General features: G+C 74.1%; 17 protein-coding genes. 8 read left to right on the top strand and 9 right to left on the bottom strand.

Annotated elements, in window-relative coordinates; all coding sequences use genetic code 11:
• Positions 1–15: 15 nt before the first annotated feature.
• The 5 genes from AC0666_RS25000 to AC0666_RS24980 all read left to right on the top strand — a co-directional run bounded on the left by AC0666_RS25000 (position 16) and on the right by AC0666_RS24980 (position 4,285).
• Entirely contained in the window at positions 16–603 is a 588-nt protein-coding gene (locus AC0666_RS25000; protein ID WP_468971834.1) for a cupin domain-containing protein, read from the top strand.
• 105 nt (positions 604–708) lie between these two features.
• A complete protein-coding gene (locus tag AC0666_RS24995; protein ID WP_356846248.1) occupies positions 709–1,176 on the top strand; it encodes a nuclear transport factor 2 family protein in 468 nt (155 codons plus the stop codon).
• A 225-nt stretch (positions 1,177–1,401) separates the two neighbouring features.
• A complete protein-coding gene (locus tag AC0666_RS24990) occupies positions 1,402–2,895 on the top strand; it encodes a DHA2 family efflux MFS transporter permease subunit (RefSeq protein WP_468971831.1) in 1,494 nt (497 codons plus the stop codon).
• Positions 2,896–3,038: 143 nt separating this feature from the next.
• The gene (locus tag AC0666_RS24985; protein ID WP_361716193.1) at positions 3,039–3,641 is read left to right on the top strand and encodes a dTDP-4-dehydrorhamnose 3,5-epimerase family protein; all 603 of its coding nucleotides are present in this window, start codon (positions 3,039–3,041) and stop codon (positions 3,639–3,641) included.
• A complete protein-coding gene (locus tag AC0666_RS24980; RefSeq protein ID WP_361716190.1) occupies positions 3,638–4,285 on the top strand; it encodes an NADPH-dependent F420 reductase in 648 nt (215 codons plus the stop codon). The genes AC0666_RS24985 and AC0666_RS24980 overlap by 4 nt, the downstream gene beginning before the upstream one ends.
• 111 nt (positions 4,286–4,396) lie before the next feature.
• Here the strand turns inward: AC0666_RS24980 and rfbD are convergent, their stop codons facing one another.
• The 3 genes from rfbD to AC0666_RS24965 are packed head-to-tail and all read right to left on the bottom strand — an operon-like array spanning position 4,397 to position 7,340.
• On the bottom strand, positions 4,397–5,287 hold the full coding sequence (gene rfbD / locus AC0666_RS24975; protein ID WP_468971828.1) for a dTDP-4-dehydrorhamnose reductase: 891 nt from the start codon (positions 5,285–5,287) through the stop codon (positions 4,397–4,399).
• Positions 5,284–6,276: a dTDP-glucose 4,6-dehydratase gene (gene rfbB / locus AC0666_RS24970; protein WP_478708323.1), complete on the bottom strand. Its 993-nt coding sequence runs from the start codon at positions 6,274–6,276 to the stop codon at positions 5,284–5,286. The genes rfbD and rfbB overlap by 4 nt, the downstream gene beginning before the upstream one ends.
• Positions 6,273–7,340, bottom strand: a complete 1,068-nt coding sequence (locus AC0666_RS24965) for a glucose-1-phosphate thymidylyltransferase (RefSeq protein WP_468971824.1) — start codon at positions 7,338–7,340, stop codon at positions 6,273–6,275. Before AC0666_RS24965 ends, rfbB begins: the two co-directional genes overlap by 4 nt.
• Positions 7,341–7,502: 162 nt before the next feature.
• On the opposite strand from AC0666_RS24965, the gene AC0666_RS24960 reads away from it, so the two are divergent.
• Positions 7,503–7,922, top strand: a complete 420-nt coding sequence (locus AC0666_RS24960; protein WP_468971822.1) for an ester cyclase — start codon at positions 7,503–7,505, stop codon at positions 7,920–7,922.
• A gap of 78 nt (positions 7,923–8,000) precedes the next feature.
• Here AC0666_RS24960 and AC0666_RS24955 read toward each other — a convergent pair whose 3' ends face one another.
• A complete protein-coding gene (locus tag AC0666_RS24955; RefSeq protein ID WP_468971820.1) occupies positions 8,001–8,966 on the bottom strand; it encodes a Gfo/Idh/MocA family protein in 966 nt (321 codons plus the stop codon).
• Complete coding sequence (locus AC0666_RS24950) at positions 8,963–10,363, bottom strand: NDP-hexose 2,3-dehydratase family protein (protein WP_468971819.1); 1,401 nt, start codon at positions 10,361–10,363, stop codon at positions 8,963–8,965. Before AC0666_RS24950 ends, AC0666_RS24955 begins: the two co-directional genes overlap by 4 nt.
• Before the next feature lie 192 nt (positions 10,364–10,555).
• Here AC0666_RS24950 and AC0666_RS24945 point away from each other — a divergent pair, with 192 nt between their 5' ends.
• On the top strand, positions 10,556–11,728 hold the full coding sequence (locus AC0666_RS24945; protein ID WP_468971817.1) for a glycosyltransferase: 1,173 nt from the start codon (positions 10,556–10,558) through the stop codon (positions 11,726–11,728).
• A 289-nt stretch (positions 11,729–12,017) separates the two neighbouring features.
• On the opposite strand, the gene AC0666_RS24940 is transcribed toward AC0666_RS24945, so the two are convergent.
• The gene (locus AC0666_RS24940) at positions 12,018–13,643 is read right to left on the bottom strand and encodes a condensation domain-containing protein (RefSeq protein ID WP_478708322.1); all 1,626 of its coding nucleotides are present in this window, start codon (positions 13,641–13,643) and stop codon (positions 12,018–12,020) included.
• Positions 13,644–13,807: 164 nt separating this feature from the next.
• Between AC0666_RS24940 and AC0666_RS24935 the strand changes: the two genes are divergently transcribed.
• A complete protein-coding gene (locus tag AC0666_RS24935; RefSeq protein WP_478708321.1) occupies positions 13,808–14,398 on the top strand; it encodes a TetR/AcrR family transcriptional regulator in 591 nt (196 codons plus the stop codon).
• On the opposite strand, the gene AC0666_RS24930 is transcribed toward AC0666_RS24935, so the two are convergent.
• From AC0666_RS24930 to AC0666_RS24920, 3 genes are all read right to left on the bottom strand, one after another.
• Positions 14,382–14,840: a DUF2871 domain-containing protein gene (locus AC0666_RS24930; RefSeq protein WP_361716160.1), complete on the bottom strand. Its 459-nt coding sequence runs from the start codon at positions 14,838–14,840 to the stop codon at positions 14,382–14,384. The genes AC0666_RS24935 and AC0666_RS24930 overlap by 17 nt on opposite strands.
• A gap of 109 nt (positions 14,841–14,949) precedes the next feature.
• Entirely contained in the window at positions 14,950–15,381 is a 432-nt protein-coding gene (locus AC0666_RS24925; protein ID WP_468971812.1) for a hypothetical protein, read from the bottom strand.
• A 67-nt stretch (positions 15,382–15,448) separates the two neighbouring features.
• A complete protein-coding gene (locus AC0666_RS24920; RefSeq protein WP_468971810.1) occupies positions 15,449–18,922 on the bottom strand; it encodes an AMP-binding protein in 3,474 nt (1,157 codons plus the stop codon).
• Positions 18,923–19,829 lie beyond the last annotated feature (907 nt).

Genomic DNA, 19,829 nt, shown 5'->3' with positions numbered 1-19,829 from the left:
ACGGAGAGTCATCCGATGGCACGTCCCGGAGACATCCTGCACCTCGGAAACGACCGCCTGACCTTCCTGACCACCGCGGCGGAGACGAACGGCGCCTACGTCGAGGTGGAGGTGGACTACGCGGCCGCCGCCGTCAAACCGCCGGTCCACTACCACCCCCGGCAGACCGAGAGCATGCGGCTGGAGAGCGGCGAGATCCACCTCCAGCTCGACGGCGTCGTGCACAAGTACAAGGCGGGCGACGAGTTCTACATCCCGCCGGGCGCCGCCCACTCCATGTGGAACCCGGGCCCGGAGCGGACCCGCATGGTGTGGCGGACCACTCCCGCCTACCAGACCGAGAAGGTCTTCGAGACCCTGTGGGGGCTGACCAACGAGGGCCGGCTGAAGCCCGACGGGACCCCCCGTCTGCAGATGCCGCTGCTCGCCCTCGCCTTCCGCGACGAGTACCGCGTCGTGACGGGCCGCCCCTTCGCCCTCGACATGGCCCTGTGCACCGTGCTCGCACCGGTCGGCCTGGCCTGCGGGTACCGGCCCACGTACAAGCCGCCGCAGCCGCCGGCGCAGGCGCGGTCGCAGGCGCGGCTCCAGTCCACCGCCTGATCCGACCCCCTCTGCGTGTGTTCGAGCGCCGCGCGAGGGTGCGACGAGGTGCGCGCCCTAGCGTCGGCCGCAACCGAAGACGGTCGAATGCGTGGAGGAATGGTCATGGCCATGGAGAACGAGTTCATCCTGCCCGGAGCGGACCTCCCGGCACCCGACGCCGAGCTGCGCAAGAGGCGCGAGGCGGTGGTCCTGGAGCACACCGTCGCCGAGATCGCCTGGGACCTGGACGGCGTGTTCGCCACCTTCCCGCGCGGCCCCGTCTACCGCATCCAGGCCTTCGAGGACAGCCCGTTCGTCGGCGCGGACGCCATCAAGAAGGGCTACTTCGCCGAGCTCCAGGCCGCCTTCCCCAACATGGAGCACGAGCTGCACCACGTCCACCACACGCCGACCGCGGTGATCCTGGAGGCCCAGGCCCGCGGCAAGCAGGAGGCGGACTACCGGGGCATCCCCAACCGCGGCAAGTCGATCGACGCCCCGGTCGCGGTCTTCTTCCACTTCGACGGCGACGTGCTGGTCGACGAGACGCTGTTCTTCGACTTCGCCACCTTCCAGCGCCAGCTCGCCTGACCCCTCCTCCTTTGCGCAGCCGCGGGGCTCCGTACCGGCACCGGTACGGAGCCCCGCCGCGCCGGCCGGCCGGGACGCCCCGAGTCCGGTTCAAGGGGGACTTGAGTCTCGTTCCGTAGCGTCGTGAGCGCCCGGCACGGAGTGTGCCCGCGGCGGTCACCGCAAGTCAGACATGTCTCGGCGATGAGCATCTCGTACTGACAAGCCTCCAGAAAGGATGCTCGGATGAGCTCCGTCAACCCCCCAGCCACGGGCGGTGGAAAGAAGGGGGTGGTCTTATGGGCCATCCTCACCACCAGCGTCGCCTCCTTCATGGCGGGGCTGGACAACCTTGTGATCATCACGGCGCTGCCGACGATCAAGGACAAACTCGGCGGCAGCCTGGCCGACCTCGAATGGACGGTCAACGCCTACACCCTTTCCTTCGCCGTGCTGATGATGTTCGGTGCCGCCCTCGGTGACCGCTTCGGCCGGCGCAAGGTCTTCGTCCTCGGCCTGCTGCTGTTCACCCTCTCCTCGGCCGCCGGGGCGCTCGCGCCCGGCATCAACGAGCTCATCGCGGCCCGGGCCGTGCAGGGCGCCGGCGCGGCGCTCATCATGCCGCTCTCGGTGACGCTGCTGACCGCCGCCGTCCCCGCGGAGAAGCGCGGTACGGCCCTCGGCATCTGGGGCGCCGTCAACGGACTCTCGATCGCCGCCGGCCCGCTCGTCGGCGGAGCCATCGTCGAGCACCTGTCCTGGCAGTGGATCTTCTGGTTGAACGTGCCGATCGGCCTGGCCCTGGCCCCCGTCTCCTGGCGCAAGCTCACCGAGAGCCGCATCGCCGGGGCCCGTCTGGACGCCGTGGGCACCGTCCTCGCCAGCGTCGGACTCTTCGGCATCGTCCTCGGCCTGATCAAGGGCCACGGCGACGGCTGGACCTCCGCGGGAGTCCTCGGCTCGCTCATCGGCGGCGCCGTCGTCATGGTCCTGTTCGTGGTCTGGGAGACCAAGACCGAGCACCCGATGGTGCCGATGGGCATGTTCAAGATCAAGGCGTTCACCGCGATCAACCTGTCCGGCACCCTGATGTCGGTCGGCATGTTCGGCGCGATCTTCCTGATGACGCAGTTCCTGCAGAACATCCAGGGTTACTCGGCGATGGAGGCCGGCGTCCGGCTGCTGGCCTGGACGGCCATGCCGATGGTCGTGGCCCCCCTCGGCGGCATGGTCTCGGACAAGATCGGCGGCAAGCCGGTGGTCACCCTGGGCCTCGCGATGATGACGGCCGGCATGGTCTGGTGGGCCGTGATCCTCGAACCGGACACCTCCTACGTCGCCCAGCTGCCCTCCCTGATGATCTGCGGCGCCGGCATGGCGCTGTTCTACGCACCGCTGATGAACCTGACGATGGGCTCCGTCGCCGAACACGAGCAGGGCATCGCCTCCGGCGTCACCGCCGCCACCCGCGAGGTCGGAGCGGCCCTCGGCGTGGCCCTGCTGGCGTCCATCTTCAGCGCCAACGGCGGATACGCCTCGCCGCAGAACTTCGTCGACGGCCTCGTGCCCGCGATGTGGGTCGGCGCCGCGGCGGTGGCCGCCGCGACGCTCTCCATGCTGATCGCCCCCGGCCGCAGGAAGGGGACCCACGCGGTGGCCGCGTCCGCGCCCGCCGCGGCGGCCGCACCGGCCGCGCCGGCCCCCGTGGCCGGCCAGCCCGCCCCGGCGCCGGTGCGCTGAGCACCCCGCCCCTCCCGTACGCCGATGGCCCCCGCAGCCGCGGGGGCCATCGGCGTACGGGCTCCAGCCGCACCCGAGCGGGTCAGGAGAAGGTCGCCACAGAATCGAATCCGGCCTTCACGACGACAAGGAACCGAGGAAGCATGGCAATCGAGGAGATGAAGATCCGCGACGCGTTCCGGATCACGCCATCGCAGCTGTCGGACAACCGGGGCCTGTTCTACGAGGCCTGGCGGATCGGTGAGCTCACCGAGCTCAGCGGCCAGCCGTTCACCGTCAAGCAGGTCAACTTCTCGGTGTCCCGGCGCAACACCCTGCGCGGCATCCACGGCACCACCCTGCCGCCGGGCCAGGCCAAACTGGTGACCTGCGTGCGCGGCGCGGCCCTCGACGTGGTGGTGGACCTGCGGGTCGGCTCCCCGACCTTCGGCATGTTCGACACCACGCTGCAGGAGGCGGACTCGGGCATCGGCGTCTACCTGGCGGACGGCCTCGGCCACGCCTTCCTCGCGCTCACCGAGGACACCTGCATGAACTACCTCTGCTCCGAGGAGTACGTGCCCGGCACCATGGTGGACATCCAGGCGCTCGACCCGGCCCTCGGCATCCCGTGGAACACCTCCGAACCGCTGATCCGCTCCGAGAAGGACGCGGCCGCCCCCACCCTGGACGAGGCCGTCGCCCTCGGCCTGCTGCCCACCTACCAGCAGGCGGTCGCCTCCTACGGCGGGGGCCGCACGGCATGAGCGCCGTCGCCGTCCTGGGATCCGGCAGCGTCGGCTCCACCCTCGCCGCGGGCCTGGCCCGCGCGGGGCACACGGTGCTCATCGGATCGGGCGACCCGGGCCGCCGCGCCGCGGACGCCGGCGCCCTTACCGCCGCCGGGGTCCGCTTCACCGGCCGCGCCGAGGCCGCCGGGGCCGCCGACGTGGTCTTCAACGCCACCCCGGGCGAGGCCTCCGTCGAACTGCTGAGCGCCCTGGAGCCGCAGTTGCGCGGGCGGGTCCTGGTGGACGTGGCCAACTCGGCCGTGCGCGGCCCCGAGGGCTTCCCCGTCGCGCCCCTCTACCCGGACAGCAGCCTCGCGGAGGAGATCCAGCGGGTGCTTCCGCACACCGCGGTGGTCAAGTCCCTCAACACGATGGACTCCGCGGTGATGGTGGACCCGCGGATCCTGTCCTCGCCGCCCACCGCCTTCCTGGCCGGGGACGACGCCCGGGCCAAGGCGGCCGCGGCCGCGCTGCTCGACGGGCTCGGCTGGCCGAAGGAGTGGATCCTCGACCTCGGCGGGCTCTACAACGCGCGCGCCTTGGAATGGAACTACCTGATGCTCGGGCCGTTCGTCCGCGCCCACGGTTTCGTGCCGTTCAGCCTGGCCATCACCCACTGATCCGGCCGGCCGCCCCACCGGACCGGCCGCGGCGGGCGACATCCCCCCTCGCCCGCCGCGGCCGCCTTCCCGCGCCCACCCGCCCCGGCCGACCGGCCGGCGCGCCCCGCCTCACACCCGGGCCGGCTCCGGCAGCTCCGCGGCCCGCAGCGCCGGCATCGCCGCCCGCAGCGCCTCGCGCCAGTCGCGGATGGGTGCGATGCCCGCCGCCTCCCACCGGTCGTGGCCCAGCGCCCCGTACGCCGGTCCTCGCGCCGCCGATCGGGAGGCGCCGGCCGCCGGCCGGACCCGCCGCGGATCCGCGCCCAGCAGCCGGAACACCTCGCGCGCCAGCTCCAGCCGGCTGCACTCGCCGCCGCTCGTCGCGTGGTAGATGCCGGGCGCCGCCCCGCGCAGCGCGGCCTGCCCCAGCGCCGTGATCCGGTCGGCCGCATCGGCGCACCAGGTGGGCTGCCCGCGCCGGTCGTCGGCGACCTCGACGAAGTCCCGTTCCCGCTCCAGCCGGATCAGGCGGCGCACGAAGTTGTCGCCGCCCTCCCCGTACAGCCAGGCGGTGCGCACCACGTAGCCGGTCCACGGCAGCAGCCGCAGCACCGCCCGCTCGCCCTCCAGCCTGGTCCTGCCGTACGCCGTCCGGGGCGCGGGCCAGGCGTCCTCCGCGTAGGGCGTGCGGGCATCGCCGGAGAACACGTGGTCCGTGGACACGTGCAACAGCAGCACCCCGAACTCCCCGCAGGCGTTCGCGAGGTACAGCGGCGCCGCACCGTTGACGTGCCGCGCCTGCGTCTCGTGGCTCTCCGCCGCGTCGAGGTCGGTGAAGGCCGCCGCGTTGACCACCACCAGCGGCCGGTGCACGGCGATCGCCGCGCGCACCGCCCGCCGGTCGCGTACGTCGAGTTCCGCCCCGGGAAGGGCGACGGCCTCGACGCCGGCCCGGGCGAGCGCGGAGCACAGATCCCGGCCGAGCAGGCTCTCCGCGCCGGTCACGAGCCATCTGCTCACAGGGCGGCCCTCTGCTTGAGCGGCTCCCACCAGGCCCGGTTGTCCCGGTACCACTCGAAGGTCTCCGCGAGGCCCTTGGCGAAGTCCTTGCGCGGGCGGTAGCCGAGCTCGGTGGAGATCTTGGTGCAGTCCACCGAATAGCGCAGGTCGTGGCCGAGCCGGTCGGCCACGTGCTCCACCCGGTCCCAGCCCGCCCCGGCCAGGTCCAGGAGCAGGGCGGTCAGCTCCCGGTTGGTCAGTTCGGTGCCCCCGCCGATGTTGTAGACCTCACCCGGGCGGCCGCCCGCGCGGACCAGCTCGATGCCCTGGACGTGGTCGTCGATGTGCAGCCAGTCGCGGACGTTGCGCCCGTCCCCGTACAGCGGGACGTTCAGCCCGTCGAGGAGGTTGGTCACGAACAGCGGGATGACCTTCTCCGGGAAGTGGTGGTGGCCGTAGTTGTTCGAGCAGCGCGTCACCCGCACGTCCAGGCCGTGGGTGCGGTGGTAGGACAGCGCCACCAGGTCGGAGGACGCCTTGGAGGCCGCGTACGGGGAGTTGGGCCGCAGCGGGTCGGTCTCGGGCCAGGACCCCTCGGCCACCGAGCCGTACACCTCGTCGGTGGAGACGTGCAGGAAGCGGGCGCTGCCCCCGGGGCGGCGCAGCGCCGCGTCGAGCAGGGTCTGGGTGCCCAGCACGTTGGTGGTGATGAACTCGGCCGCGCCCAGGATGGAGCGGTCCACATGCGACTCGGCGGCGAAGTGCACGATCTGCTCGTGCTCGGCGACCAGGCCGGCGACGAGCACGGTGTCGCAGATGTCGCCCCGGACGAAGCGGAAGTCCGCGTGCCCGCGGACCGGGTCCAGGTTGGCGGGGTTGCCGGCGTAGGTCAGCTTGTCGAGGACCGTGACCTCGACGTCGCCCGGCCCCTCGGGGCCCAGCAGCGTGCGGACGTAGTGGGAGCCGATGAAGCCGGCGCCGCCGGTGACGAGGATGCGTGTGGTGGTCATGAGGATATCTGCACCTTGCTGTGGTCGCCGAGTACGAGCCGGTGCGCGGCGGGCACCCGCGGGGCGGGCGTCACCTCCACGTTGCGTCCGATGATCGAGGCCTCCACGCGGCTCGTTCCGGTGAGCGAGGAGCCGTCCAGGACGATGGAGAACTCGATCTCGCTGTCGGTGATCCGGCAGTCGCGGGAGATCGAGGTGAACGGGCCGATGTACGAGCCGCTGACGCGGGTGCCCGCGCCGATCACGGCGGGGCCCACGATGCGCGAGGCGGTGACCGAGGCGCCCTCCTCGATCACCACCCGGCCGATGATCTCGCTCTGCGCGTCGACCTCGCCGAGGTTGCGGGGCTCGGCGAGCTCCAGTACGCAGCGGTTGACCTCCAGCATGTCCGTGACGTTCCCGGTGTCCTTCCAGTAGCCCGAGATCGTCGTGGAGCGGACGTCGTGCTGCCGGTCGATCAGCCACTGCAGGGCGTGGGTGATCTCCAGCTCGCCGCGCCAGGACGGCTTGATGGCACGTACCGCCTCGTGCACGGCGCCGGTGAAGAGGTAGACCCCCACCAGGGCCAGATCGCTCTTGGGCACCTCCGGCTTCTCCTCCAGGCCCACGACCCGGCCGTCGGCGCCGAGCTCGGCCACGCCGAACGCCCGGGGATCGGAGACCTGGGTGAGGAGGATCTGCGCCGCCGGCCGCTCGGCGCGGAAGGAGTCGACGAGTTCGCGGATGCCGCCGACGATGAAGTTGTCGCCGAGGTACATGACGAAGTCGTCGTCCCCGAGGAACTCGCGGGCGATCACCACCGCGTGCGCCAGGCCCAGCGGCGCCTCCTGCGGGATGTAGGTGACCCGCAGGCCGAACTTGGAGCCGTCGCCGACGGCCTGCCTGATCTCGTCGGCGGTGTCGCCGACGACGACGCCGACCTCGGTGATACCGGCGTCGGCGATGGCCTCCAGGCCGTAGAAGAGCACCGGCTTGTTGGCGACGGGCACCAGCTGCTTGGCGGACGTGTGGGTGAGGGGGCGCAAGCGGGTTCCGGCCCCACCGGAGAGAACGAGTGCCTTCATGGCATCCGACGCTAGGAGCGGCGACTTGAGCCGGGGTCGGGGGCGGACCGGGCCCAGGGGGTTTTCCAGGGGGGCTCGACCGGGGGTGCGGATCCTCGGGGTGGCAGCGCCCGCCCAGCGACATCAGCACCGTGATGCGAGCCCCCAGAGAGGCACTCACCCATGGCAGAGAACCACCGCGCACTCGTCCAGCTCTTCGTTGACATGATCAACAGTCATGACGTGAGCACCATCGGCGAGCACACCGCGGCCGGACACATCGACCACAACCCCATCGTCGACGACGGCATCGAGGCGAACCGCGCCTTCTTCCAGCAGATCTTCGACGCCTTCCCGGACGTCAAGGCCGTCGCCCACGACGTGATCGTCGACGGGGACCGGATCGCCGCCCGCCTGGAGTACTCCGGCACCCACCAGGGCACCTTCTTCGGCATACCGGCCACCGGGCGCACGCTGAACTTCCAGTCCATCGACATCTGGCGCGTCGAGGACGGCCTGCTCGCCGAGCACTGGGACCAGCTGGACGTGGCCGGGATGTTCCACCAGCTCGGCGCCGATTTCTACGCCCTCCAGGCCCAGTAGCGGGCCCCTTCCCCCCACGCTCCGCGCCACGGCCCGGCGGGTACCGCGTACCCGCCGGGCCGTGGCGCGTCCCGCCCCTCAGCCCTGTGCCGCGCGCTCGATCTCGTCCACGAGCCGGGCGTGCGCGAGGACCGCCTCGGTGTGCGGGGTGAAGTCCTCCCCCTCCAGCACCGCCCGGGCGAACACCCCCGCGATGTTGGTGAAGTGGTGGTCCCGGGCGAGCGGGATCTCGCTGGTGACGCCGCCGCGCTCGACCTGGAGCACCGGCGTGAACTCGTCGGGGGTGCTGAACGCGCGCTCCAGGCGCAGCCGCCCCTCACTGCCCCACAGGCCGTACCCGCTGCGGTAGCCGTGCTCCACCCCGTACGCGAGATGGGCCGCCACCCCCGAGGGCGCCGTAAGCAGCGCACTGCCCGCGGGCTGCGGACCGTACGGGCTCGCCGGGCGCACCTGGGCGCCCGCCACCCTCAGCCCCTCGCCGAGGAAGAGCCGGGCGGCGCGGATCGGGTACGCCGCCACCTCCGGCAGGGTGCTCGCGCGCTCCCCGCCCGGGCGCAGCGGGATCCCGAACTCCGAGGTGAACAGCTGGACCTCGCCGATCAGCCCCTCCGCGACCAGCTCGCGCACCCGGGCGTGCTGCGAGTGGTGGAGGAACATGAAGCTCTCCATCAGCAGCAGACCGCTCTCGCGGGCGAAGGACACCGCCTTCTCCGCGTCGGCCAGGGAGGCGGCGAACGGCTTCTCGCACAGCACGTGCTTGCCGGCGGCCAGCGCCCGCAGGGTCCACTCCACGTGCAGTTCGGGCGGCAGCGGGATGTACACCGCGTCGACGTCCTCGCGCTCCAGCAGCCGTTCGTAGCCGGCCACCGCGGCGCCGCCGAACTTCGCGGCGAAGTCCTGCGCCCGCTCGATCCGGCGGCTGGCGACGGCCGCCACCTCCACCAGGGGCTGGCGCAGCATCGAGGGCAGCATCCGCCGCTCGGCGATGTCGGCGCAGCCCAGTACGCCGATCCGTACGGCTCCGTTGGCTCCCGCGGTGCTCACCGTCCGTACCTCCCGTTCAGTGCCGAGACCGCGCCGAGGCCGGTCAGCAGGGTCCTGGCCTCGATGTTCAGGTAGTTGCTGTGCCGCAGCAGGCCGGTCAGCTGGCCCGGGGTCACCCAGAGGAACTCCTCCGGCACGTCCACCGGGAACTCCTCCCCGACCTCGACGAGCGCATAGCGGTTGCCGGCGTGGTGGAAGCGGCCTCCCTCCTCCGACTGCACCGTGTCGTACAGCAGCTGGCCCGGGCCCGCCCGCAGCACCAGGTCGAGGAAGCGCGGCTGCTGGGCCGCGGGCAGGGTCAGGGCCCGGCCCGGCTGGCACTGCACGGTGGGGCCGAGCTCGGCCACGTCCAGGACGCCGGCCTCGGACCGGGCCTGCGCCAGCAGGTGGGGCACCCCGCAGATCCGGCGGACCACGAAGGCCGCGAGCCCCTGTTCGGCGGGGGCCAGGAGGGGCTGGGTCCAGCTGGTCACCTCGCGGTTCGCCGCCGCCACGGAGGCCGCGATGACGGTGAAGTGGTGGCCGCTCTCGTGCCCGATCTCGTACTCGGTGTGCTGCCACTGCTCGACGTCGGACAGCGGGATGGTGCTCTGCACCAGCTCCCGCATGGCCTTGATCTCGGTGAGCCGGTTCAGGAGGTGCTCGGTGGAGTGCAGCGACGGGCCGTCCTCGGCGAAGGAGGGGATCAGCGACAGCACGGTCCGGGCGTCCATGTTGACGAGGTTGGACTGCTGCAGCAGCTGGTGGATCTGGCCGAGGGTCAGCCAGACGAAGTCCTCGTGCTCCGGCACGTCGCCGATCGCCTCGACCACCATGTTCCGGTTGCGCTTGCGCAGGAACCAGGAGCCCTGCTCCGACTGGAGGGAGTCGTAGAGCACCTTGGAGCTGACCCGGGGCGGGCGGAAGTACTCGATGTAGTGGACGGCGTTGCCCTTGTGCACGCCGGTGTAGTTGCTGCGCGTGGCCTGCACGGTGGGGGAGAGCTCCACCGTCTCGATGTTCCCGGGCTCCATCTTCGCCTGCATCAGGAAGTGCAGGACCCCGTCGAACTCCTTGACCACGATGCCCAGGATGCCGATCTCGGGCTGGTTGATGATCGGCTGCGACCAGGAGGCGCCCCGCCCCTGCCACTCCGTGCGCACCCGCAGGCCTTCGACGGAGAAGAACCGGCCGCTCTCGTGCACCAGGTTCCCGGTGGAGTCCTGGAAGTGCCAGCCGACCAGCTCGGAGAAGGGGATGCGCTGCACGTCGTAGCGGTTGGTGCGGCGCTGCTGCGCGAACCACTCCCGGAAGACCGCATTGGGCGTCACAGGGCTGTCCAGGGTCTCGGCCGACAGCGCGAAGCGCTGTCCGAGGCTCGTCGCGATGCCGGGGGGCACCAACTGGGTGATGGTCATCAGTGGACTCCTTCGCCTTCTCCTGCGTGCCCAGGGGCAGTCGGCCGCACGACGACGATGGGGGAGGGTGATCGGCTGTGGCTGGAGGACGCCTGGAGATGCCCCGTACGACGGCTCGACAGATGGGTTGTCGATGCTAGGTTTACTAGCGGCACTAGACAAGGGGTGGGCGGCGCCCCTACGCTGAGGCTCATGAGAATCCTCTTCGCCAGCGTGGGCAATTTCGGGCACATCTTCCCCTTGCTTCCCTTGGCAGGGGCCGCGCGAGCAGCCGGCCACGAGGTCGCGTTCGCCACGGGCGAGCAGTTCCACCAGACCCTGCGCGAGGCCGGCTTCGAGCCGGTGACCGCAGGCCGCTCGGTGCCCGAGGCGTTCATCGAAGCAGCGGGCGGTCAAGCCTTCCTTGAGCAGCACGGCGGCGAGGTGGGCGCCCAGGACGTCCCGGCCGAGGTGCTCGCCGACCTGCACATCAAGGTGTTCGGATCGGTGCTGCCCCGCTGGGTCGCCGCCGACCTGGCCCCCGCCCTCGAACGGCTGCGCCCCGACCTGGTCGTCCACGAGGTGCTCAACCCCGGGGCCGGCTTCGCCGCCCAGCTCGCCGGCATCCCCGCCGTCGCGCACGGCGTCGGCGTGCTCTCCCAGGACCACGAGGCGGCCCGCCTCCAGCAGGAGGTGCTCGCCACCGCCGCCGAGCTCGGCGTCCGCGTGCCCGACGGGCAGGCCTTCACCCTCGGCAACACCCTCATCGACATCTGCCCGCCCTCCCTCCAGGACCCGGCCCTGCTCTCCTCGGGCCTGCCGCGCATCGAGCAGCGCCCCGTCTCCTTCAAGGAGGAGGGCGAACTGCCCGGCGCGCTGGGCCGGTCGGGCGAGCCGTTCGTGTACCTCACCCTCGGCACCGCCCTGGGCTCCGCCGAGAACCTGCGCACCGTGATCGACGGCCTCACCCCGCTGGGCCTGCCGGTCCTGGTCGCCACCGGCTTCCGGGTGCAGATCGCGGACCTCGGCGAACTGCCCGAGAACGTCGTCGCCGCGCCGTGGCTGCCCCAGTCGCAGGTGCTCGCGCGTGCCGCCCTCGTCGTCCAGCACGGTGGCAGCGGGACCACCCTGGCCACGCTGGAGGCCGGGCTGCCGCAGCTCATCGTGCCCCAGGGCGCCGACGGCCCGGCCAACGGCCGTGCCGTGCACGCCGCGGGCGCCGGCGAGGTGGTCTTCGACCTCAAGGCCGAGGCCGTGACGGAGTACGCCCGCCGCATCCTCGGCGACGACGGCTACCGGGAGGCGGCCCGCAAGATCGCCGCGGAGATCGCCTCGCTGCCCGGCCCGGACGAGGTCGCCGCGAAGCTCCCCTCCTTCGCGGCCTGACCCGGCAGGTGCGGGGCGGCCCCGGCCGGCGTCCCGCACCGGTCCTCCTGCTCCCGGGCGGACGTCCCCCGCCGCCCGGGGTCACCGGCATCCGGTGCGCGCACCTCCCCGGTCGCGCGCACCGGATGAGCCGGCTTCCCGGCCGTCAGGCGAACCCCGCCGTCAGACGAACTCCGCCGTCAGGCGAACCCCGGCGTACGACGGCCCCCCGTCCGCGTGGCGTGGGTGAGTGCGGCGGGGGACCGTCGGCTTGCGGGCGTCGCAGGTCTCGTACGGGAGTCGTACGGGCCTACGACACGGGCACCGGTGCGAGGGGGGCCAGGTCCAGCCGCGGGGGCAGCAGGTCCTCGACCGCGGCGGCGGGCCCGGCGGCCGCGAGGGCCTCCAGGGCCGCGGCCACCTCCTGCGCCAGCCCCGCGGCCTCGGCGCGGGTCAGCACCGAGGAGGCGAAGTCCAGGGACAGCAGCGGCTCCTCCCGCCAGCCCAGTACGGCCAGCTCCGCGTCCGCGGTGGCTCCGCCCAGGTGCCCGTGGTGGAAGCGCGCCGTGAGCGGCCCCGCCTCCAGGCGCGCCGGGAGCAGCTCGTCGTGGGCCGCGAAGGCCACCTGGGTCAGGGCGGTCCGCGACCGGTCGCCGCGCACCCCGAGCTCCCTCGCCAGCGCCGCCGGGTCGAGGTCGGCGTAGCGCAGCCCCTCGCTGAACGCGCAGGCGATGCCGCGCAGGAAGTAGTCGGTGCCGCCCTCCAGTTCGCAGCAGACCGGCACGTGCACCGTGCACGGTGCGACCGTGCGCAGCAGGGCCGCCGTGGGGCGGCGCGGCATTTCGGCGCCCACGAGCAGCCACTCGCGACCGGCGCGTCGGCCCACGGCCAGCGCCCAGGCGGCGAGCACCACCGCGGTGTGCGGCACGCCGGCCCGTGCGGCCGTCGCGTCGACCGCGTCGCGCAGCCGCGCGTCGAGCCCGAACAGCAGCCGCTCCCCCCGGAAGTCGAAGACGGCCGGCCGCCGCGCGGGCGCCGCCAGGTCCACCACCTCGGGGAACTCCCGCAGTTGCCCGACCCGTTCGGCCGTCAGCGCGCGCAGTGCACCCGAGCGGTCCAGTGCGGCGGCCCGGGCGGCGACCGCGTCGGGCCCGGGTGCGGGCGCGAGGTCCAGCGGACGGCGGCGGACCGCGCGGGCGTAGTCGGCGAGCAGCTCCCGCCAGACCAGGGCCGCGGACCAGGCGTCGGCCACGGCGTCGTGGTACAGGAAGGTCAGCAGGTGCCGGTCGGCGGCCAGCCGGCTCAGGACGAAGGCCAGCGGCGGCCGGTCGGGGTGGCCCACCAGGCGGTCCACGTCCGCGGCGATCCTCGACTGCACCGCGGAGACGGCCTCTTCGCCCTCGTACGCCTGCGGCGTCGACATCAGCGGCACCGTCCAGTCGTCGAGGACGCGGCGTACGGGGCCGCGCGCCGAGGAGGCGAAGGCGGTCCGCAGCCCCTCGTGCCGGGCGCCGAGTGCGCTCAGCGCCGTACGCAGCGCGGCCATGTCGAGGGGGCCGGCCAACTCGGCGGAGAGCATGCGGTGGACGGCGGCGGCGCCGGTGTACGGCTGGGCGGTGAGCGCGGCCAACTGGGAGGGCAGGAGGTCCTGCGCCGCGGACGGCCCCGGGAGCGGGAGCGGCACGGGGGCCTGCGGTACGGGAAGGGCCCGCGCCAGTACGTCGGCGAGCGGGACGGGCCCCATCAGCCCGGACAGGTCGAGCGCGAGCCCGAGCCGTTCACCTGCGCGGGCCTGGAGCCGCATGGCCTGCCCCAGTCCGCCCCCGAGCGTGACGAACGGCGAACCCGCGGCTGCGGCGTGCAGCGTGCGCCGGTCGCGGCCCAGGGCGTCCGCGGCCAGGTCGAGCAGCTCCTCCAGGGGAGTCGGGGTCTGCATGGGGGTGGCCCTCTCTGTGGGCGGTCTTGCCCCGCATGCTGCCGACCGTGCCTCGAAGGACACTTGAGGTCCGCCGGCGGCGTGTTCACCGGGGGGGGGCGGACGAAGCGCAGGATTCTATCACTGCTAACTAAAATTTCGCCGAAAGTGCTAAGGTGGGCGGCATGACTCCCCGAGAGCGCCGCCTCCGCGAGCAGGCCCAGCGAGGCCGGCTGATCCTCACCACGGCCCGCGAGATGGCCGAGGCCGAGGGCTGGGACTCCGTCACCACGCGGCGCCTCGCGGAACGCATCGAGTACAGCCAGCCGGTGCTCTACCAGCACTTCAAGAACAAGGACGCGATCGTCCACGCGGTCGCCCTCGAAGGGTTCGCCGAACTCGCCGCCGAACTGCGCGCCGCACGCCTCGGTGCCGCCGACCCGCACGCCGCACTGGACGCGGTCGCCCGCACCTACCTCGACTTCGCGGCCCGGGGGCCGGTCCTCTACCAGGCCATGCTCACCCTCGACGTGGGGCTCGAACACGCCGGCCCCGACACCCCCCGGCCGCTGCTCGACACCTTCGCCGAGATCCGCGATGCGGTCGGGCCCGTCGCGGGCGAACGCGACCCGGAGGTGCTGGCCGAGGTGCTGTGGAGCGCCTGGCACGGCCTGGCCACCCTGTCCTGGGGCCGCCGGCTGCGCCCCGGGCCGGCCCAGGAGCGGCTCGCCGCCCTGACCGGCCTGGTGACCGGACCGCTCAGGCAGCGGTCCTGACCTGCTCCGGCTCGGTGGGCTTGGCGGGCTCGGCGTTCGCGGGCTCCTTCAGCTTCTTGCCGAGCAGCACGAACAGCAGGATCAGACCGACCGTCAAGACGATGTGGCCGATGCCGCCGACCAGCGAGAAGAGTTCGGGGACCTCGTTGCCCAGCACGGTCTGGGTGCCGCGGTAGAGCATGCTCGCGCAGGTGATCGTCAGACCCGTGTTGTAGAACCAGAAGAAGTAGGTGAACTGCTTCGTCCCGGACAGTCCGAATACCTTGTCCAGCCCGAGGACGATGAGGAACACGAGCATGCCCAGCGCGAGCAGGTGGGTGTGCAGCACGGCGAGCTGGGTCTCGCCCTCGAAGTCATTGATCTTGGTGAGCTCGCGGTAGTACAGCCCGGAGATCACTCCCACGATCATGTAGACGTGTGCCGCGTAGTACGACTTCCGCATCTCCGCACTCGCTCCCTGATGATCCGATACCGCCCCTGACGGGGCCCATTCAAGCACTGGGAGTGGGCAGTTCATCGCCCCTTCGGATCATCACTCAAGCGGAGCTCGACTACGCCTCGACCAGTTCCCGAGCGGCCGGCGAGAGCTGCGGCAGATCGACCAGCGAGGCGAAGGCCCCCGCGGTCTGCTGGAGTTCCCCGTCGGGGTTGTGGAGGAACCGGGGCCGCGGAAGGCCCTTGGTGCCCTTGACCCAGCGCAGGTAGCGGGCCGCCTCGTCCATGAGCGGCGCGGAGGTGTCCAGGGTGAAGACGGGGAGGTCGGCGGTCCGCGCGAGGTACTCGGCGCTCAGGTGGACCGCGTCGTGGTCGAAGCGCAGCAGCATGACCTCGACGCCGTCCCGGCGCAGGGCGAGGTCGGCGGAGGGGGTCAGCGGGCTCTCCACGAGCAGGACGGCGGAGGGCGCCGGACCCGGGGCGGAGCCGGGGGCGGAGTGCGGGGCGGCCGGTGCGGTCACGATGCTCAGGGGGGTCATGACGGTCATGACGGGCTCCTCGGAAGTCGTGGGCGAAGGCGGGCGCGGCCGGGGTCGGAGGCCGGGCGGGAGGGTTTCAGAAGCGGTCGTTCAGGTGGTCGTTGAGGTGGTCGAGGCAGAGCTCGTACACGTCCTCGGAGTGCGTCTCGTGCCAGCCGGCCACGAGGGGGACGCGGGCCGGCCACAGCGCCCGGTGCCCGGCGCCGTCCGCGACGACCACGAAGGTGGCGAACTCGTCCGCGAACGGGTCGTCGGCGCACGGGTGGTCCAGGACGTGCAGGCTGCCGTCCTCGTCCACGCGGGCGGCGTGCCCGGTGCGCCACATACGGGCCGCCGCGTCCCCCGGCCCCGCGAGCGGGTCGGGCAGGAAGCGCTCGCCGGTCGCGCCGGGCAGACCCGCGTACCCCTGGGCCACGCCCACCCCGCCGATGTACAGCGCGCCCACCGCCCCGGCCGCGACCGGCCGCAGCTGCGCATCGAGCACGTAGGCCCGGTAGCCGGGAGCGGGTCGGGTGCGGCCGCCCGGCGTCCGCTCGACCAGCAGCCGCCCCTCGGGCCAGCCGCTGCTGACGGTCAGCGCCGTGTCCTGCGCCCGGGCGAGCGCCACCAGCACGTCGTCCGCCGGGCCGAGCACCACCGAGGCGCCCTGCTCGCGCAGCCACTGGAGCACCTCGTGCGGGGCGCCGTGGGTGAGGGCCGGGCCGGGCAGGTGCACCCGGGCGCCGCCGACGAGCGCACGCAGCAGCCCGAGCGCGGCCTCCGCGTCCGGGTAACCGGGCACCAGCCAGGCGGCGTCGGCAGCAGGCCCCGGGCCGGCCGCGGCGGCGCTGAGCCGTTCCCCGCCGATCGCGATGGTCGCGGCGGTCGGGATCGTCGCGTGGGCGGTGTGCGCCAGCAGCACCGGGGCGTCGGGGTCGAGCGGCCGCGTACGGTCGGCCGCGCGGACCGGCCAGCTGCTGCCCGCCGGCAGCTGGTCGGCGGCCGCGGCGCGCACCAGCCGGACCGCCCGGGGCACCGGCGCCAGCACCCTGTCCGCGGCCTCGTCGAGCAGCAGGACCGCCGGCCACACCGCGGCGGGCAGCCCGAGCGCCGGATCCAGCGGCATGCACGCGGCGCCCGCCTTGGCCACGGCGAGCGCGGCGACGGCGAAGCCGGTCGGGGAGGCGATGGCGGTGACCACGCAGGTGCCGGGCCCCGCCTCGTGTTCGAGCAGGACGTGCGCCAACAGGTCGGAGCGGGCGTCCAGTTCGGCGTAGTCCATGCCGCCCAGGGCGGCCGCCCCCGGGGTGCGGGCCACCTGCTCCGCGAAGAGCGAGGCCACGCTCTGCGCGGGTACGGTCGGCAGCTCCCGCCCGACACCGCTCCACAGGCCGACGGCGTCCACCGGCTCCGCGCCGGGCAGCAGCCGCAGCCGGCTCAGTGCGCTGTCCGGGGTCTCGACGGCCGCCTCCAGCACCGCGACCAGCTGGCGCGTGAGCGAGGCGGCGGCGGCCTCGCCGATCGCCTCGTACGGGAAGGCCGCCGCCCCGGCGATCCCCGCGGGCTCCCCCTCCGGGTCGTGACGCTCGGTCAAGGTCAGGCCCAGGGACGCCGTGGGCGAGGGCAGGCGGGGCTCGGCGGCCTCCACCGTCAGCGCGCCGGCCGCGAAGACGCCGGCCGTCTCCTGCAGCACGGTCAGCGCGACCCCGCCGGGCAGCGCCAGGGCCGCCTCCCCGTCCCGGTACGCCGCGAGGTCCGCGGCGCGCACCCGCCGCAGCAGCTCGGTGAAGGCGGGATCGCCGGAGGCGTCCACGGACAGGGCCAGCACCCGCCCGTACGGTCCGACGGCCCGGCGCAGGGCAGCGCTGTCACGGGCCGGGACCGGCGCGGCCACCGTGACCACGGGACCCGTGCCGAGGCGCGTGAGCAGCGCCGCGAGCGCGGCGTGCACGAGCATGAAGAGGGTCACCCCCTGCTCGGCGGCCAGCGCGGCGAGCTGCGCGTGCAGGCCGGCGTCGAGCGCGAAGGCCAGGTGCCCGGCCTCCGCATCACCCGCGTACGGGCCGCTGCCCGGGACCGCGGTGGGCTCGGCGTCCCCGAACAGGGCCCGCTGCGCACCCTGCGGCGCGGCCGTCGGCCAGCGCGGGGCGTCCCCGCGGGCCCGCGCCCCGTAGGCCAGGGCCAGTTCGGCGGCCAGCGGTGCGTGCGACCACAGGTCCACCGCATCGCCCGGCAGCGTCAGCTCCAGCAGGTGCTCGGCCGCGGCCAGGGACCGCAGCCGGGTGCCGGCCGAGCCCAGCCGGCTGTTGCGCAGCGCCTCGTGACGGCGGCCCAGGTCCTTCAAGGCCTCGTCCAGGGCGTCCGTGTCCAGCGGGCCGCGCAGCCGCAGGGGCAGTACGGCGCTGCCGGCCGCGGCAGCCCGCCCCGGTCCGGTGGCGGCCGCGGGGCCGTCCCCGACCAGCGCGGCGAACAGGGCCGGGGTGGGGGCCCGGCCGAGGGCCCCGCCGCCCGGGTCGGCGTCCAGCACCTCGCGGGTCCGCGCCAGCAGGCGGGCCGCGGCCGCCGGGCCGCCGCCGAGGCGGAAGAAGTCGCTGTCCGCGTGCACCGCGCTGCGCGGTACGCCGGCCGCCTCCGCGAAGAGGTCCCGCACGATCTCCTGGACCGGCGTGCCCGGCGGCGTCGCGGCCGGGGCCCCCGCACAGACCGCGCCGGGTGCGGCCGCCTCGTGCCAGGCGGCCGGGGTCCCGTACAGGTGCAGCAGCCGGGGCGCGGAGCCGGCGCGGTGCACGACCTGCCGCAGCAGCTGCGGGTCGCAGGCCGTCGGACCGCCGAAGGCGAGGGTGTGCAGCGGGTCGAAGGCCGCCGGCCGTTCGCGGGCGGTCCGCTCGAAGTCCGCGCCGGGCAGGAGCAGGACGCTCACCTCCCCCTCCCGCAAGGCCGCCGCCAGCCGCCCCGGGTCGGCGACGGTGTCCGCGTCCAGCCCCACCAGCCGGGCCCCGGCCGTCAGGGCCGCCCAGACCTCCAGGGAGGCGGTGTCCTCGTCGGGAGCGGCGACCTGCCCCACCCCTTCGCCGGGCCGCACCCGCAGCGGACCGTCCGGCCCGGCCAGGGCGAACACCTCGCGGAGGTACGCCGACTCCTGCGCCTCGGCCGCCACGCCGGGCAGGGCCCCGGGCCGGGCGGCGATCTGCGCGGCCTCGGCGTCGAGGGCGACGACCTCGGCGCCCAGGCCCGCGTACGCGGCGGCCCGCCGCCCGGAGGCCACCACGGCGCGCACGGGGCCGCCCGGCAGACCGGGGCGGGCGCCGGGGTCGAGCGCCACGTACGAGGCGCCGGCCCGCAGGACCGCGAGCCAGGCCGTCACCAGCTCGGGGCCGGCCGGCAGCACGGTCGCCACCCGGTCACCGGGGCGGACACCGCGGGCGATGAGATGGGCGGCGAGCCGGTTGGCCGCGAGGCTGAGCTCCCGGTAGCCGAGGGAGGTCCCTCCTGCGCCGGGGGCGCCGTAGGTGAGGGCGATGGCCTCGGGCCGCGCGAGGACGTGCTGCTCGATGAGGCCGGAGATTGACATCAGGGCTCGCTCCTTCGACAGCGGCTCGGCTTGTTTGGCAAAACCTTGCCTAGATGCTGGCAAGCGGAAACTGAGGCTCTGTCTCGAACCGCTGGAGATTCACTCGACCTCGCCGCCCCCCACCGCCACCTGCCCGGACCCCACGCACGCCGCCCTGGGCAAGCGGCGCTACCGGACATGCGCAGGGCCGCGCCCCGCGTACGGGGGCGCGGCCCAGTGCCCGGCGCCCGACCCCGCGTCCGGGGCGGGGCCCCGCATGCTGCCCGGTCGGCGGCCCGGCAAGGGGCGCTGGGCTGTCCCGCGTACGGCCGGCGGCCCGGCGTCCGCGCCCGCGTACACGGCGCCCGGCCCCGCGTGCGGGCCGCGGCCCCGCACGCCGCCTTGTCGGCGGCCCCGGCAAGAGGCGCTGGGCTGCCCGGCGTACGGGCGGCGGCCCGGCGTCCGCGCCCGCGTGCGTGGCGGCGGCTCCCAGTAAGAGGCGCAGGGCAGGCGCCTGGGGCAAGAGGCGCCCAGGCTGGCGTGCGCAGGACCTGCCCCCCGAACGGGGGGGCGCCCGGACCGTGGGCCCGCGGGCACGCGTTCGTGGCGGCGGCCTCGCGCCCGGCCCCGGCCCGGCGTTTGGGGAGCCCGCATGCCGCCCGGTCGGCGGCCCCGCGCCCGCGGACGTGGCAGCGGCCACCGATAGGAGGCGCCGCCGGGCAGGCGGCCTGGGGCAAGAGGCGCCCGGCCTGGCGTGCGCAGGACCTGCCCCCCGAACGGGGGTTCGGCACCCGACCTGTGGGCCCGCGGGCATGCGCAGGGGCGCGGACCCGCGGCGGCCCGGCACTCCGGACGCGCGTACGGGTGCGGCGGTCTTGCGCAAAGGCTCCGGCCGGGCGTGCGCAGGACCCGCGTCCCCGCGTACAGG

This window comes from Streptomyces sp. NPDC043680, from assembly GCF_056436685.1.
This window is presented reverse-complemented; position numbering and strand designations above follow the sequence as displayed.

Coding starts and splice junctions, on each gene's coding strand:
- AC0666_RS24980 (WP_361716190.1), top strand. CDS start 3,638: ATGAGCGCCGTCGCCGTCCTGGGATCCGGCAGCGTCGGCTCCACCCTC.
- AC0666_RS24930 (WP_361716160.1), bottom strand. CDS start 14,840: ATGCGGAAGTCGTACTACGCGGCACACGTCTACATGATCGTGGGAGTG.
- AC0666_RS24990 (WP_468971831.1), top strand. CDS start 1,402: ATGAGCTCCGTCAACCCCCCAGCCACGGGCGGTGGAAAGAAGGGGGTG.
- AC0666_RS24950 (WP_468971819.1), bottom strand. CDS start 10,363: ATGACCATCACCCAGTTGGTGCCCCCCGGCATCGCGACGAGCCTCGGA.
- AC0666_RS24945 (WP_468971817.1), top strand. CDS start 10,556: ATGAGAATCCTCTTCGCCAGCGTGGGCAATTTCGGGCACATCTTCCCC.
- AC0666_RS25000 (WP_468971834.1), top strand. CDS start 16: ATGGCACGTCCCGGAGACATCCTGCACCTCGGAAACGACCGCCTGACC.
- AC0666_RS24940 (WP_478708322.1), bottom strand. CDS start 13,643: ATGCAGACCCCGACTCCCCTGGAGGAGCTGCTCGACCTGGCCGCGGAC.
- AC0666_RS24920 (WP_468971810.1), bottom strand. CDS start 18,922: ATGTCAATCTCCGGCCTCATCGAGCAGCACGTCCTCGCGCGGCCCGAG.
- rfbB (WP_478708323.1), bottom strand. CDS start 6,276: ATGACCACCACACGCATCCTCGTCACCGGCGGCGCCGGCTTCATCGGC.
- AC0666_RS24995 (WP_356846248.1), top strand. CDS start 709: ATGGCCATGGAGAACGAGTTCATCCTGCCCGGAGCGGACCTCCCGGCA.
- AC0666_RS24925 (WP_468971812.1), bottom strand. CDS start 15,381: ATGACCGTCATGACCCCCCTGAGCATCGTGACCGCACCGGCCGCCCCG.
- AC0666_RS24960 (WP_468971822.1), top strand. CDS start 7,503: ATGGCAGAGAACCACCGCGCACTCGTCCAGCTCTTCGTTGACATGATC.
- AC0666_RS24965 (WP_468971824.1), bottom strand. CDS start 7,340: ATGAAGGCACTCGTTCTCTCCGGTGGGGCCGGAACCCGCTTGCGCCCC.
- AC0666_RS24985 (WP_361716193.1), top strand. CDS start 3,039: ATGGCAATCGAGGAGATGAAGATCCGCGACGCGTTCCGGATCACGCCA.
- AC0666_RS24935 (WP_478708321.1), top strand. CDS start 13,808: ATGACTCCCCGAGAGCGCCGCCTCCGCGAGCAGGCCCAGCGAGGCCGG.